Source organism: Allobosea vaviloviae (genome assembly GCF_001298265.1).
Lineage (GTDB): Bacteria > Pseudomonadota > Alphaproteobacteria > Rhizobiales > Beijerinckiaceae > Allobosea > Allobosea vaviloviae_B.
Map to the genome: position 1 here is coordinate 126188 of NZ_LGSZ01000052.1, position 13557 is coordinate 139744.

The 13557-nt window shown below is 65.3% G+C and carries 10 protein-coding genes and 1 tRNA gene; 4 read left to right on the plus strand and 7 right to left on the minus strand.

The window, feature by feature from the left end; all coding sequences use genetic code 11:
- Positions 1-98: 98 nt before the first annotated feature.
- Positions 99-1001, minus strand: coding sequence for a LysR substrate-binding domain-containing protein (locus tag AE618_RS19860; RefSeq protein ID WP_054210901.1), 903 nt, complete (start codon positions 999-1001; stop codon positions 99-101).
- Between the two features lie 100 nt (positions 1002-1101).
- On the opposite strand from AE618_RS19860, the gene AE618_RS19865 reads away from it, so the two are divergent.
- The 3 genes from AE618_RS19865 to yghU all read left to right on the plus strand — a co-directional run bounded on the left by AE618_RS19865 (position 1102) and on the right by yghU (position 5442).
- Positions 1102-2412 carry an aspartate aminotransferase family protein gene (locus tag AE618_RS19865; protein WP_054210809.1) on the plus strand — a complete coding sequence of 437 codons (1311 nt, stop codon included), beginning with the start codon at positions 1102-1104 and terminating at the stop codon, positions 2410-2412.
- A 1231-nt stretch (positions 2413-3643) separates the two neighbouring features.
- On the plus strand, positions 3644-4285 hold the full coding sequence (locus tag AE618_RS19870) for an NrsF family protein (protein WP_054210810.1): 642 nt from the start codon (positions 3644-3646) through the stop codon (positions 4283-4285).
- Between the two features lie 278 nt (positions 4286-4563).
- The gene (yghU, locus tag AE618_RS19875) at positions 4564-5442 is read left to right on the plus strand and encodes a glutathione-dependent disulfide-bond oxidoreductase (protein WP_054210811.1); all 879 of its coding nucleotides are present in this window, start codon (positions 4564-4566) and stop codon (positions 5440-5442) included.
- Positions 5443-5755: 313 nt separating this feature from the next.
- Here the strand turns inward: yghU and AE618_RS19880 are convergent.
- The 5 genes from AE618_RS19880 to AE618_RS19900 all read right to left on the minus strand — a co-directional run bounded on the left by AE618_RS19880 (position 5756) and on the right by AE618_RS19900 (position 11588).
- Positions 5756-5831, minus strand: a tRNA-Ile gene (locus AE618_RS19880).
- A gap of 201 nt (positions 5832-6032) precedes the next feature.
- Positions 6033-8432, minus strand: coding sequence for a methyl-accepting chemotaxis protein (locus tag AE618_RS19885; protein WP_054210812.1), 2400 nt, complete (start codon positions 8430-8432; stop codon positions 6033-6035).
- Positions 8433-8721: 289 nt separating this feature from the next.
- Positions 8722-9135, minus strand: a complete 414-nt coding sequence (locus AE618_RS19890; RefSeq protein WP_054210813.1) for an acyl-CoA thioesterase — start codon at positions 9133-9135, stop codon at positions 8722-8724.
- Positions 9136-9224: 89 nt separating this feature from the next.
- On the minus strand, positions 9225-10250 hold the full coding sequence (locus tag AE618_RS19895) for a methionine synthase (RefSeq protein ID WP_054210814.1): 1026 nt from the start codon (positions 10248-10250) through the stop codon (positions 9225-9227).
- Between the two features lie 147 nt (positions 10251-10397).
- Positions 10398-11588 (minus strand): peptidoglycan-binding domain-containing protein, encoded by a 1191-nt coding sequence (locus AE618_RS19900; RefSeq protein ID WP_054210815.1) that lies wholly within the window; start codon positions 11586-11588, stop codon positions 10398-10400.
- A 237-nt stretch (positions 11589-11825) separates the two neighbouring features.
- Here AE618_RS19900 and AE618_RS19905 point away from each other — a divergent pair, with 237 nt between their 5' ends.
- Positions 11826-12248 carry a VOC family protein gene (locus tag AE618_RS19905; RefSeq protein ID WP_054210816.1) on the plus strand — a complete coding sequence of 141 codons (423 nt, stop codon included), beginning with the start codon at positions 11826-11828 and terminating at the stop codon, positions 12246-12248.
- Between the two features lie 25 nt (positions 12249-12273).
- Here AE618_RS19905 and AE618_RS19910 read toward each other — a convergent pair whose 3' ends face one another.
- A complete protein-coding gene (locus AE618_RS19910; RefSeq protein ID WP_054210817.1) occupies positions 12274-13494 on the minus strand; it encodes an MFS transporter in 1221 nt (406 codons plus the stop codon).
- Positions 13495-13557 lie beyond the last annotated feature (63 nt).

Here is a 13557-nt window from a genome sequence, read left to right on the forward strand (position 1 = left end):
AATCGTCGTTCGGGCATGCATCTGCCGCAACGGAATGGCGACGCGCGATCCGGCCTCCGCTCGAACGGGAAGGTCTTCGCGGCGCAAGCCGGCATCCCTCACGCCCTGCCCCGGGCGAGGCTGGCACGGGGCAGCACCGAGGCTGCGCCGCCGCGAAGGACCGGCAGCGCGGTGCGAATATGGTCTCCCAACGCCGTGGCGGTGGATGAGGGCCGCAACTCGGCGAATTCCAGGGCGATGCCGATCGCCGGAAGCGGCGGCAATCCGGCCGTCACGACATACAGATCCGGCGGGACGGCCGTCTGCGTCAGGACGCTGATGGCCTGGCCGGACCGGGCGATGGCGATGAGTCCGGCCAGGCTGTTGCTGGCGAAGGCGACCCTGTAGCGCCGATCCGCGGCCTGCATCGCGTCGCAGGCGGCCCGGTGATCCAGCGTCATCGGCGCCGACAGCGCCAGCGGAAGCGTGGCCTGGTCGAGAATGTCCGGCCTTTCCGCGTCGGCGACCCAGACGAAATTCTCCCTCCGGATGATCTCGGCGCCAGTGGGATCGGGCAGCGAGACGAGCGCCATCTCGATCTGCCGGCGATGCAGCAGCGGGCGCAGTTCCGAGGTCGGCGCACAGACCATGCGCAGCTCGACATCGGGATGCAGGGCGCAGAAGCCCCGCAGCAGCTCGGGCAGGAACGCGATCGAATAGTCCTCCGGGCAGCCGAGGCTGACAGAGCCCTTCAATCCCGTTCCGCGCATGTCGGCGAGGATGTCGTCATGCTTGGCAAGCAAAGACTCAGCATGTGCCAGGAGCTTTTCGCCCGCCATGGTCAGCCGCACGCCCGATCCGCTGCGATGCAACAGAGGCTGCCCGGTCACCGCTTCCAGACGCTGCATCTGCATGCTCAGCGCCGACTGCGTCCGTCCCACCTGCATCGAGGCAACGCTGATCGAGCCGGTGCGGGCGACGACGGCGAAGTTCCGAAGCAAGGCGAGATCGAGCGTGCGCATCGCCATCAAAATAATCGATATCGGCTTGAAAGACTATCAATTTGCGCAGTGCAACATGCGTGGCTAGCGTGAGGTTAGTCCCGCTTCCGAGGTCAACGCCATGTCGCTGAACGCCGACCCCGCCTTCTGGGCCGCCGCCGACACGCATCTGACCCGCTATGGGCCCGATTTCGAGAAGATCATCGTCGAGCGGGCGGAAGGCAGCTTCGTCTACGACGCCGACGACCGCGCGATCCTGGACTTCACCTCCGGCCAGATGAGTGCCGTGCTGGGTCACACCCACCCCGACATCGTCGCGACCGTGGACCGGCAGATGCGGTCGGTCGCCCATCTCTTCAGCGGGATGCTGTCGCGCCCCGTCGTCGATCTGGCTGCTCGCCTGGCGGCGCTGGCTCCCGGCCTCGACCGGGTGCAGCTCCTCACCACGGGCGCGGAATCCAACGAGGCCGCCATCCGCATGGCCAAGCTCGTCACTGGAGGCCACGAGATCGTCGCCTTCGCGCAGAGCTGGCACGGCATGACCGGCGCGGCGGCCTCCGCGACCTATAGCGCCGGCCGCAAGGGCTATGGTCCGGCCGCCGCCGGCTCCTTCGTCATCCCTGCACCCAACGCCTACCGCCCGCGCTTCACCCATCCCGATGGCTCGAATGACTGGCAGGCCGAGCTCGACGACGCCTTCAGGCTGATCGACAGCCAGTCGACCGGCAATCTCGCGGCCTTCATCGCCGAGCCGATCCTGTCGAGCGGCGGCATCCTCGAACTCCCCAAGGGCTATCTCGCCGCGCTGAAGCGCAAATGCGAGGAGCGCGGCATGCTGCTGATCCTGGACGAGGCGCAGACCGGCGTCGCCCGCACCGGCGACATGTTCGCCTTCCAGCGCGATGGCGTGACGCCCGACATCATGACCCTGTCGAAGACTCTGGGCGCCGGCTTGCCACTTGCCGCGGTGATGACCACGGCGGCCATCGAGGAAAAGGCGCATGAGCGCGGCTTCCTGTTCTACACGACCCATGTCTCCGATCCCCTGCCGGCCGCCGTCGGCGTTACCGTGCTCGATGTGGTCGAGCGTGACGGCCTCGTCGCTCAGGCGGTCGCGCGTGGCGAGAGGCTCAAAAACGGGCTGATGTCGCTCCAGCAGAAGTTCGAATGCGTCGGCGACGTGCGCGGGCGTGGCCTCTTGCTTGGGTTGGAAATCGTCGCCGATCGGCAGACCAAGGCGCCGGGCTTCGAGCTCGGGGCCAAGGTGATGGAGGAGGCCATGCAGCGGGGCCTCAGCATGAACATCGTCAAGCTGCCGGGCATGGGCGGCGTGTTCCGGATCGCGCCCCCGCTGACGGTCTCCGATGCCGAGATCGATCTCGGCCTGGAGATCATGTCGGACGCGATCGACGCCGCGCTCGGCACGCACTGAGTTTGGCGCAAAGACACCGCGAGCGCTGAGCGAGTGAGCGCGATGCGTCCCAAAGCGCTAGATCTGCCCTGCTCTGGAACGCATGCAACCGTCATTCATGCTTGCACGGTGCCAGAGGATCATGCCGCATGTCGATGACGCTATCCTAATTCACATGCGACAGGACGAACCCGCGCGGCAGCGCCGCCGGGGCGAATTTGAGCCCCGTTGGCGTCACATGCCGCCGGTTCGGCGGTCATAGGGATAGTAATCGGCCGCCGGCGTGACCGGTTGAGTATCCTTGGCAGGCGTCGGGGGCGTTGCCGGCTTGGAGGGCGCCGTCCGCGGATGCTCCGCAGCCCCTCGGTGTTTAGACGTGTTGACAGATCGACCAGCCCAGCCGCTCTGGCTGAACGCCTGCCCGAACTGCCCGACAAGCAGAATCGTTGTTACAGCACAAATCCGCAGCATGAAAGTCCTCTCCTGATGATGTCCATGTCGTTGATCGATGAGAGCATATGTTCGGAAACCAGATCGACTTAGGTAATCGATCGAATATGGCCTTGCGATACTGTCCAATCACTGTCCCTCGACGCCCCAGCCGACCTTGGCCGACTGCCGTTTGAACGATCCGCTGCAACAACGCACAGCGTCGAAGAAACGCACGACGAAAAGCCCGGTGAAGCGTCGTTGCGATCAGGCGACCAAATTGACCGGCCTCGACCAGGTCGGCAGGGCCGGAGCCTTGCGCTTCGAAGCTGACCCGCATCGATCTTGCAGCGCCATTGGCGCCGCACGCCGGACGGAGACGCAGCGTCGATGCTGCCGTGGCTTTGCGTCTTGGATACAAGCCGCAAAGGTGCGGTAAGCCGATGGGCAGAAACATCACATGGCATGACGCGCTCCGTCGCGACGCCGGATCCTGCGTCGATGAAGAGTTCGCTGCAGCGTGGTCAAGCGCACATCAACTTGCTTCACGGACGCGTGTTGACCCGGCCTTCAGGGTGATTTTCCGCTCACTGACGCAGTTAAGCAGCATATCGGCCGCCATCGGCGGTGCCGAAGCTGCGAGCCATCCAGTCGGTTTTCCATGGATTGTCGAGGCAGGCGGCGGCCGTCTCGGCCTGCCCGCAAGGCCCGAGGTGCTGCACAGGCGCGGCCGTGTGCTGCGGTCACGGCGGTCTCACGGCGTCGTGTAACTTTTGCGACGTCGAGAGCGAACTTCACCTTATTCAGACCAGACGAGGAGGCCATGGGAACCGATCAGCTGATAGCCCTGATAGCCGCCGACAATGACAAGGTTGCGCCAGTCGCTCTGCGCCGTATCACCTGGGCCGTAGCAATCGCTGCTCTGGGAGCCTGCGGCCTTATGGTGTCGATCACCATTGGTAAACGAGGCGATCTCGCCAATGCCTCAACGACTTTCCCGGTGTTGGCAAAGGTGATCCTCGGCACTTGCATAGCCGGGCTCGCGCTCATCGCGTTCCAGCGGAGCCTGAGGCCAGGGGTCAAGCCAGGCTGGCCGGCCCTCTTGCTTTCCGCGCCGATGGTCGTGTTGGCTTGCCTTGCATTCCTTGCATTGAGCCAGGCTCCGGCTGAAAGCCGTGGGGCGATGATATTTGGCCGAAATTGGCTCGTTTGTCTGGTTGCCGTCCCGCTATATGCGCTTTTGCCGCTCGCGGGATTTGTTGTCGTCGCTCGCAGGGGCGCGCCTGTCGACGAGGTCTCGACCGGCATATTCGCCGGACTTGCCGCCGCTGGCTTGTCCACGATCGCCTATAGCCTGCATTGTTCAGACGATACGATGCCCTTTCTCGCGACATGGTACTCGCTCGCCATGGCCATCGAAGCGGGCTTGGGAGCTTTCGCCTTCCCGCGCCTCGTGCGGTGGTGATGGCAAATCGCATCCTTGCCGCGCATCCCGTCGATACCCGCAAGGGCGAGCAGCGCACGCCACCGCTCCGGGCAATCGATCCAAGCGGCAAGGCCGGCTGCGGACACCGAAGGAGCGGGTGGTCACCAGATTCGCCGCGCAATCGAACGCCACTATCGCGTATGCGACGACCACTTCGATGACCGGACGTGTATGACCGGGAACGCGTATGCGATCGCTGACATCTCCGCCTGGGGCGGGCTCGACCGCGCCTCGCGCGCATCCAAGGGTATAAGATCATGACCGAGAGCACCGAGTACGTCCCGCCGAAGGTCTGGACCTGGGACAAGGCCAGTGGCGGCCGCTTCGCCAATATCAACCGCCCGGTCGCCGGCGCGACCCATGACAAGGAGCTGCCGGTCGGCAGACATCCCCTGCAGCTCTATTCGCTGGGTACGCCCAATGGCGTGAAGGTCACGGTGATGCTGGAGGAGTTGCTGGCGTTGGGCCACAGCGGCGCCGAATACGACGCCTGGCTGATCAAGATCGGCGACGGCGACCAGTTCGGCTCGGGCTTCGTCGGGATCAATCCCAATTCGAAGATTCCGGCGCTGGCCGACCATAGCGGGCCCACGCCGATCCGCGTCTTCGAATCCGGCGCGATCCTGATGTATCTCGCCGAGAAATTCGGCGCATTCCTGCCGACTGAGCCGGCGGCGCGGGCCGAGACACTGTCCTGGTTGTTCTGGCAGATGGGCTCGGCCCCGTTCCTTGGCGGCGGGTTCGGCCACTTCTACGCCTATGCGCCGGTCAAGCTGGAATATCCGATCAACCGCTACGCCATGGAGGTGAAGCGCCAGCTCGACGTCCTCGACCAGCGTCTCGCCGAAAACGAGTTCGTCGCCGGCCAAGACTACACCATCGCCGACATGGCGATCTGGCCCTGGTATGGCGGGCTGGTGAAAGGCTGGCAGTACGGCGCGGCGGAGTTCCTCTCAGTGCAGACCTATACCAACGTGATCCGCTGGGCCGATCAGCTTCTGGACCGTCCGGCTGTCGCGCGCGGCCGCATGGTCAACCGCACCACGGGCGAGCCCTCCAGCCAGTTGCTGGAGCGCCACGACGCCGGCGATTTCGACACCCGGACGCAAGACAAGCTGCTTGAAGGAAGGGAGTGACACCATTCGATGCTGTTGACGCCCAGCTCGGCGAGTGCCTGCCTCGATAGTGCGCCGTCGTTGTTCGCCCGACTGATCCGCTGAGGCTGCGCCATGACTCCTTCGACGGGAATCGGGCGAAGGGCGTGATCCGTTGCGATGATGGATGGCCAGCGGCTATCAACAATGGTGCTAAAGCCTGCCAACTGGCTGAAGCCTGCCAACTGATCGTCGGGCCCGGATCGATCCGGGTCGTCGGTCGCAACGACACCTTCGAGAGAAACCTGCGAAGCTGTGCCCAGGGCGCGGCGTGGTTTGCAGTGTTGATCGGACATGGTGGGCCGGGCCGGACTCGAACCGGCACCGGCGCTGTTATGAGCAGCGAGCTCTAACCATTGAGCTACCGGCCCGCACTCCGCGTACCATCGCCAGCGCCGGTCAAGCAAGGCTCCTGCTCGTCGAAACACTGAAGCTTGCGAAACGACACGGCTTGGCAACGCGAAGGTTTGCCAAATGCAAAGGCCTGCCAAAGGCAAAGGCCCTGCCATCGCATGACGGCAGGGCCTGAACTGTGGGGTGGCCTTGTCCGGCTCGGCAGGCCGACCCGGATATCAGGCGGCCCTGGCGACCGGCTCGTCGGCGCCGTGGCCTTCCCGGAAGCGGAAGCGGGCGATGTGCTCGCTGAGCGCGCGGGTCTGCTCGTCGGTGAGCGCCAGCGCAGCATTGGTCTCCTCGACCAGCGCCGCATTCTGGTGGGCCATCGTGCCGATGCCGTCGATCTCGGTGTTGATCGCCGAGACGTCGCTCGCCTGGTTCTTCGCCGTCAGCGAGATGCCGTTCATCAGCCCGGTCAGATCGTTGACCGAGGACACGATGGCCTCGAACATCGCCGCCGTTTCCTCGACCAGCCCGACGCCCACCTTGACGTCGCCATGGGCGGCCTCGACCAGCTTCTTGACGTCGTTGGAGGCGTCCGCCGAGCGCTTGGCGAGGCTGCGCACCTCGGTCGCGACCACCGCGAAGCCGCGTCCGCTGTCACCGGCGCGCGCCGCCTCGACGGCTGCGTTCAGCGCCAGGAGATTGGTCTGGAAGGCGATCTCGTCGATCATCGCGATGACCTCGGAGATCTTGTTCGAGGAGGTGCGGATGCGCTGCATCGCTTCGAGCGCAGACGCGACCACCTTCTCGCCCTGCTGGGCCTGGCTCTCGGCGCCCTCGGCCATGCCGGTCGCCTGGGCGGCTTCCGACGCGGTCTTCTTCACCGTGCCGGCGAAGGCGCCGAGCTGGTTGGTCGCCATGGAGACGGCGTTGCTCTCCTCGCTCGTGCGCTGGGCGAGATCGGTGACGCCGTCGAGGATCTCCGTCGTGGCGCTGCGCACCGCCGTGACCGTCTCGGAGAGCTTGGCAAGCGTGCTCTCGAACTCGTTCGCAAGGCCGTTGGTGCCGTGCTTCAGCTCAGCGAAGGCGCCTTGGTAGAGGCCCTCGACGCGCGTCGAGAGCTGTCCGGCGGAAAGCTCCGCCAGCACGTCGCAGGTCTCCTGCAGACCGCCCTGCACCGTCTCCAGCAATTCATTGACCGATCCGGCGAGCGCATTCAGCTCGGCGTCGGCGAAGTTGGCCTGGACGCGACGGCTGAAATCGCCCGCGGCTGCGGCGGCGACGACCTCGCCGAAGGCCGCGCCCAGCTCCTGCATCATCTCGCGGCGCTGGCTTTGCGCCAGGGCGTCGTCCTCGATCTTGGCAGCTTCGGCGGCGCGCAGCGCCACGGCATTGTCGCGGAAGAGCAGCACGCTCTTGGAAATGTCGGAGACCTCGTCATTGCCCTTGATCTCGACGACGGTCTCCAGCGCGCCGTCGGCAATCGCCCGCGTCGCGGCCCAGAGCCGGTTCAGGCGGCCGATGATCACAGGCCGGACATAGAACAGCGAGAGCATCAGCGCGATCAGCAGCGAACCGATGCCGACGGAGCCGAGCCACATCTTGCTCTGCTCGATCAGCGTCTCCGTCGAACTGCTGGCGGCAAGAGATTCGCCGCGGGCGCCTTCGACGAGCTTTTCGACCTGGCCGCGAAGGGTCATGGCCCCCCGGTCGACATCCTTGAGGGTCGCTGCGATCTGGGCGAGCGTTGCCAGGTCGCGCTGGCGTGCCTCGACGATGCCGTTGCGACCCTCGCCGATCGCGAGGACCCCTTCGACCACCTGATTGCGGAAGGGATTCGGCGCCACGTTTTCGGCCGCGGTCAGCTCCAGGCGAATCCGCAAGGCGGTCGCATTGAAGCGAGCCTGTGCCACATCGAGGCGGGCCTTGTCGGGTATTTGCCCCGTCTCGCGCAGCATGCCCATGACTTCGTTGACCTGCGCTTCGAGCTTGCGGGCGAAATCGAAGACCGGGAAGTCCTTGTCGTTCAGGGTCTTCATGGCTGCATCGAGCTGCTCGCCGCTCAGCCCCTTGATGCTCTCGATGCCAATGGTGACATTGAAGCGTGCCTCATCGGCTTCCGAGCCGACCACGCCGCTGAACACCCGGCCTGCCTTGGTGAGGTTCTCCAGCGACGTGTTCATCGCCGCCGTATTGCGCATCCGGGCGCCGGTGAGATCGTTGATGTCGTTGATGGCACGTGACAGGTCGTCCACTGCGGTCTGGATCGGCTTCATGTCGAGGCCGCTCAGCGAACCGATCCGGCGGATGAGGTCGAACTGGCGAGCCTCGATCTTGTCGAGGTCATTGGTCAAGGCTGCGCGCTGCTGGACGTTCTCGACGTCCAGGAAACGCGGTGCGAGCGCTGTCGACTGCGTGGCTGCCTGGGATAGTTCGAGAGCGAGCTCGACCATCGGCATCTTCCGGCCGGCCATGTCCTGGACGGTCACGCCGATCCTGCCATAGGACAACCAGGCCACACCGGAAGCGACGATGGTCAGCGCGGTCATCAGCCCCAGCGCCGCATAGATGCGGGCGCCGATACCGATACGCGCCGTCCTGCGCTGGCTGGAGGGCTTGGTGTCATTCGTCATCGATGCTCTCCGAAACAACGCGACACGATGGACGGCGAAGCTGGAGCGAGGCCTGCGGCAGCTATGCGAGAGCCCGCCGCAGAACGAAGCGGCCGCGAGTTCGCCAATTCTTGGCGACCGTCGACGCACCCCCCGAACCGCCCCGCGCCCTATCGTGGTTGGGCGGGACTTGTCCTGGAGAGAATTGTCCGGCCGCGCTTAAAGAACGTTTAAGCGTGGATTCTTTTGAATCACTGCGCTGGCAACGGGATTCAGCTTCCGTTAGGGGATGTGGCGGCGCCCAAATACTTCAGTCTTCCGCCGGCCTCGGAACCGGGCGCGGCCGGCCCTCCTCGTCGATCGCGACGAAGGTGAAGGTCGCATCCGTGACCTTCTCGTGGATACTGGTGCGGAAACGCCGGGCCCAGGCCTCGACATGGATCTTCATCGAGGTCCGGCCGACCGACTCGACCTCGGTGTAGACGCTGAGCACGTCGCCGACCTTGACCGGCCGGATGAAGGTCATCGCATCGACGGCGATGGTGACAACGCGCCCCTGCGCCCGGTCGACGCCGGCGATGCCGCCGGCGGCGTCCATGCGCGACATCACCCAGCCGCCGAAGATGTCGCCATTGGCGTTGGTGTCGGCGGGCATCGCATTGATGCGCACCGTCAGATTGCCGCGCGGCGCCTCGTCCTGCGCCACGCCCGCTTCTCTCGTCATCGGCTCAACCCCTCGTCGAATCCCTGCCATTGGAGCATGCGCCGCCGCGCCTGCGCCAGATGGAAAGGAGGGGTGACGAAGTGGCCGGTTCAGGCCGCGCGCAGTTCCTTGCGCACCAGCGCCGCACCCGCCGCCAGCGCCGCGAGCTTGCCGTAGGCGACCTCGGACGTCATCGGCGCGAGGCCGCAATTGGTGCAGGGATAAAGCTTCTCCGGCGCGACGAAGGCGAGTGCGGCGCGGATCGTGGCGGCAACCTCCTCGGGCGTCTCGATCGCGTTCGAGGCGACGTCGATCGCACCGGCCATGACGTCCTTGCCGTCGAGCAGCCTGATCAGGTCGAGCGGCACCTTGGAGTTGCGGCACTCCAGCGAGACCTGGTCGATCGAGCTCTTGGCGATCGCCGGGAAGGTCTGCTCGTAATGACGCCACTCCGCGCCGAGCGTCGCCTTCCAGTCGTTGTTGGCCTTGATGCCGTAGCCATAGCAGATATGGACGGCGGTCTTGGCCGTCAGACCCTGCGCGGCGCGCTCCAGGCAGGCGATGCCCCAGTCCGGGACCTCCTTCATATAGACGTTGAAGGCCGGCTCATCGAACTGGATGACATCGACGCCCAGCGCCTGAAGCTCATGCGCCTCCTCGTTCAGCACGGCCGCGAACGCCATGGCGAGGTCCTCGCGCCGGCCGTAATGCTCGTCGGCGATCGTGTCGACGATCGTCATCGGGCCGGGCAGCGTGAATTTCAGCTTGTGGGTGGTGTGCGCACGTGCGGCCTGGGCCTCCATGCTGTGGACCGGCCCCTTGCGGTGGATCGCGCCCGTCACAGTCGGCACCTCCGCGTCGTAGCGGTTGTTGCGGATGCCCATGATCGTCTTCTTGTCGAAATCGATCCCGCCGAGATTGGCCAGGAAGCCATGCACGAAATGCATCCGCGCCTGCTCGCCGTCGCCGACGATGTCGATGCCGGCATCCTCCTGCAGCTTCACCGACAGGATCGTCGCATCGCGCCGGCCCTCCTGCAGGGCGACGCCCTCGAGCTTCCACGGCGCCCAGAGGCGCTCGGATTCGGCGAGCCAGGTCGGCTTGGGCAGGCTGCCGGCGATGGTGGTGAGAAGCATGAACTTTGAAACCCTTGCAAGTGACGTCGAGGGGCGAGACGGGAGCCTGCGCAGCCTCCCGCCGCGCCCCGAATCCGTCCCGGCCAGCCGGGCGGCTCCCTCTATAGCCAGCGACCGGTCTGGCCGCCAGCACCGACGCAACAATGATCAGTTCGGGTAGAGATCGCGATAACCGAGCTTCCAGGTGTCACGCTGGGCGCCGAAATCGAACTTGTTCTCGAATGCTTCCAGGCCCGCGCGACACATCTTCTGCGGCGAATTGTCGAAGCGCTGCATCAACGCCTGCCTGGCGACCTTGCGCTTCTGATCGGTGTTGAATTCCGTGTTGAGCCTTGCATAGACGGCCGCTGTGACGCGGCTCCACTCCGCATTCGCCATGTTGCGGTCGTAGTCCGAAAGGCCGCTCATGTTGCTTCGCAGCAAGGGCGACATCGACGGCGGCGAAAGATGGCCGAGTGCCCAGGAGACCTCGGCATAGACAAGGCCCCGATAAGCGGCAAACCGCGCATGCGTGTCCGAGACATTGACGAAGGTGATGCAGGCATCGGCGATGCCGACGAAGATGCCGATCGGAGCCGCCACTGTCGCGATCGTCTCGAGCAGCGCGCTTTCCACGAAGATCGCGACAGTGGCATCGACGATGTCGATGGCGTTGCCGAGATAGCCGAGATACGTCACCACATTGCCGATGAACTTCGCCTCCTCGCCCTTGATGTTGTAGTCCTCCTGCAGGACGCGCTCGATGATCTTCTCCTGTTGGGTCTTCGGCAGAGGAGGGGCAGGCGTCGGCTTTTTCGGCACGGGCTGGTTGGTCTTCTCCATGAACCGCAGATACTGCTCGTAATCATAGATCGACTCGCCGATCCGCAGAGGCCCGGCATGAGGGCGAACGACAGGTGTCAGCACCTCCCCGTCGATTCTGACGAAGGTGTCGAACTTGAACGGATTGCCGTAGATCGCGATCGCATAGCGCGACGGCCAGTCGCCCGGCCTGACCACGATCTCGCCGTCATCCCCCATCTCGATCGTCAGGACACCGCGCCTGAACTTCCTGACCGGCTCCAGCAGCCGCCGCGTCGGGCCGGTGAGGAAGGCGTTGAGGTTCTTCAGCGAATTGCCCTGCGGATCGATGCGGCCATCCGGATCGGTCCAGCCGAATTGGGTCTTCTGGAAATGCTTGATCGCGCCGATGCTCTCGCCGCCGATCGACCCGTCGACACCGATGGCCGGCATGGTCTGCGTCGCGCGCCAGCGGTTGAGCGCGACCTGGACCGCTCTGACCTCGGTGCCCTTGTTGACGCCGCCGGCTCCGACGGACCCTGAAAGCTTGATCTCCATGACGATCCTCGCGAGGTGCGGCGCGCTCGACGACCGGACGTCGTCTCGTGGCGGTAACCGAACTGTCGCAGCGCTTGCGGTCGGCCGCTGTTCCCGAGGGAACCGGTGGTCCATCGCAAAGGGGAACGCGCCGCTCGCCCCGGCGCGATCATCCGCGCTAGGATCGCGGCTGGAGAGGGCTTGGCAGCCGGTGACAGGCTGGCGGCAGCGTCAAGGAACACGCAGGAGAGCGACGACATGGCCGCAGCCCAACCGATGATCTGCATCGCGCTACGCTATGCCGATGCCGTGAGAATGTATGACTGGCTGATCGAGGCCTTCGGTTTCGAGAAGCATGCCGCCTTCTATTCCGAGGACGGCAGGACGCTGCTGCATGGCGAGTTGCGCATGGGTACGAGCTTCGTCATGCTCGGCTCGGCGGACGGCAACGACTTCGGCAAGCTGGTCTCGCGGCCCGCCGAACTCGGCGGCACGACAGCCTCGCCCTATATCGCGACCGACGACATCGACGCGCGCTGCGAGCGTGCCCGCAGGGCAGGCGCCGAGATCTGCATGGAGCCGAAAGACCAGCCCTATGGCAGCCGCGACTTCATCGCCAAAGACCCGGAAGGGCATGTCTGGTGTTTCGGGACGTACCGGCCTGGCGCGGTCGCGACCTGAGCGCACCGCTATTGAGAGAGCGGTCCTAGGCGACCACCAGCTTCCGCCGCGCCCGCATCATCAGCCAGCACACCACGGTCAGATTGATCAGGTTCCAGGCCAGCCCGTTGAGGAAGGCGGCGCGGTAGGAGGCGAAGGCGTCGAAGATGGCGCCCGAGACATAGCCGCCGAAGGCCATGCCGAGGATCGTCGCCGACATCACGATGCCGATGCGCATGCCAGCCTCGCGCGCCGGCAGGTATTCGCGAATGATCACCGCATACATCGGCACGATCCCGCCCTGGAACAGGCCGAAGATGCCGGTGACGACGAACAGCGAGGTCAGCCCGTCGAACCAGAGATAGAGAAACAGCGCCAGACCCTGCATCAGCGAGCCCAGCGCCAGCGTCGCAGCCCCGCCGATCCGGTCGGAGACGAAGCCCGAGCCGATACGGCTGATGATGCCTAAGCCCAGCATCAGCGACAGCATCTCGGCGCCGCGCGCCACGCCATAGCCGAGATCGCCGCAATAGGCGACGATATGGACCTGCGGCATCGCCATCGCCACGCAGCATGAGAAGCCCGCGACCGCCAGCAGCCACTGCAGCTGATTGGCCGAGAGTCCGAGATCGCCGCGCGCGCCTTCGCTCGCCGCGTCTTGGGCCGCCATGCTCGCCGCCGAGGGGCGCCGCCGAAAGAAGGGCGCAAGCGGCAGCATGATCGCCATGACCGCGATGCCGATGCCGATATGCGTCGCCCGCCAGCCATGGTTCGCCAGCCCCCAGGTGATGACCTGCGGCCAGATCACCCCCGCCAGATAGCTGCCCGATGCGCCGAAGACGACGGCGAGCCCGCGATGCCGGCGAAACCAGTGCGAGAGATCGGCGATCAGCGGTGCAAACCCCGCGCCTCCGCCGATACCGATGAAGAGATGCACCAGCGCGAACTGCCACAGCGTCTGCGCGAAGCCCGCGACGATGTATCCGCAGCCCAGCAGCAGCGCGCCGAGCACGATCGGCACGATGATACCGTAGCGGTCGGCGACCCGGCCCATCGCGATATTGCCGAAGCCGAAGCCGAGCATCACGCAGGTATAGGGCAGCGCGGCGCCCGCACGCAGCGTGCCGAATTCGGTCTGCACCGAGGGCAGCACCACAACGACCGACCAGGTGCCGACGCAGGCCGCGGTGCCGACCAGCAGCGCGACCGCCAGCCGCAGCCAGGCATAGGACGAATCCGGCGCATAGCGCTGATCCTCAGGGGTCATGTTTCCTCAGGCGCCGATTCCAGACGATGGCGTTCTCTGCGCGAGGATTAGGCAGTGAGACGG

Bases quoted from the DNA above. Each gene is read 5' to 3' on its own strand.
- AE618_RS19885 (WP_054210812.1), bottom strand. From the start codon at position 8,432: ATGACGAATGACACCAAGCCCTCCAGCCAGCGCAGGACGGCGCGTATC.
- AE618_RS19870 (WP_054210810.1), top strand. From the start codon at position 3,644: ATGGGAACCGATCAGCTGATAGCCCTGATAGCCGCCGACAATGACAAG.
- AE618_RS19905 (WP_054210816.1), top strand. From the start codon at position 11,826: ATGGCCGCAGCCCAACCGATGATCTGCATCGCGCTACGCTATGCCGAT.
- AE618_RS19900 (WP_054210815.1), bottom strand. From the start codon at position 11,588: ATGGAGATCAAGCTTTCAGGGTCCGTCGGAGCCGGCGGCGTCAACAAG.
- AE618_RS19910 (WP_054210817.1), bottom strand. From the start codon at position 13,494: ATGACCCCTGAGGATCAGCGCTATGCGCCGGATTCGTCCTATGCCTGG.
- yghU (WP_054210811.1), top strand. From the start codon at position 4,564: ATGACCGAGAGCACCGAGTACGTCCCGCCGAAGGTCTGGACCTGGGAC.
- AE618_RS19895 (WP_054210814.1), bottom strand. From the start codon at position 10,250: ATGCTTCTCACCACCATCGCCGGCAGCCTGCCCAAGCCGACCTGGCTC.
- AE618_RS19865 (WP_054210809.1), top strand. From the start codon at position 1,102: ATGTCGCTGAACGCCGACCCCGCCTTCTGGGCCGCCGCCGACACGCAT.
- AE618_RS19860 (WP_054210901.1), bottom strand. From the start codon at position 1,001: ATGCGCACGCTCGATCTCGCCTTGCTTCGGAACTTCGCCGTCGTCGCC.
- AE618_RS19890 (WP_054210813.1), bottom strand. From the start codon at position 9,135: ATGACGAGAGAAGCGGGCGTGGCGCAGGACGAGGCGCCGCGCGGCAAT.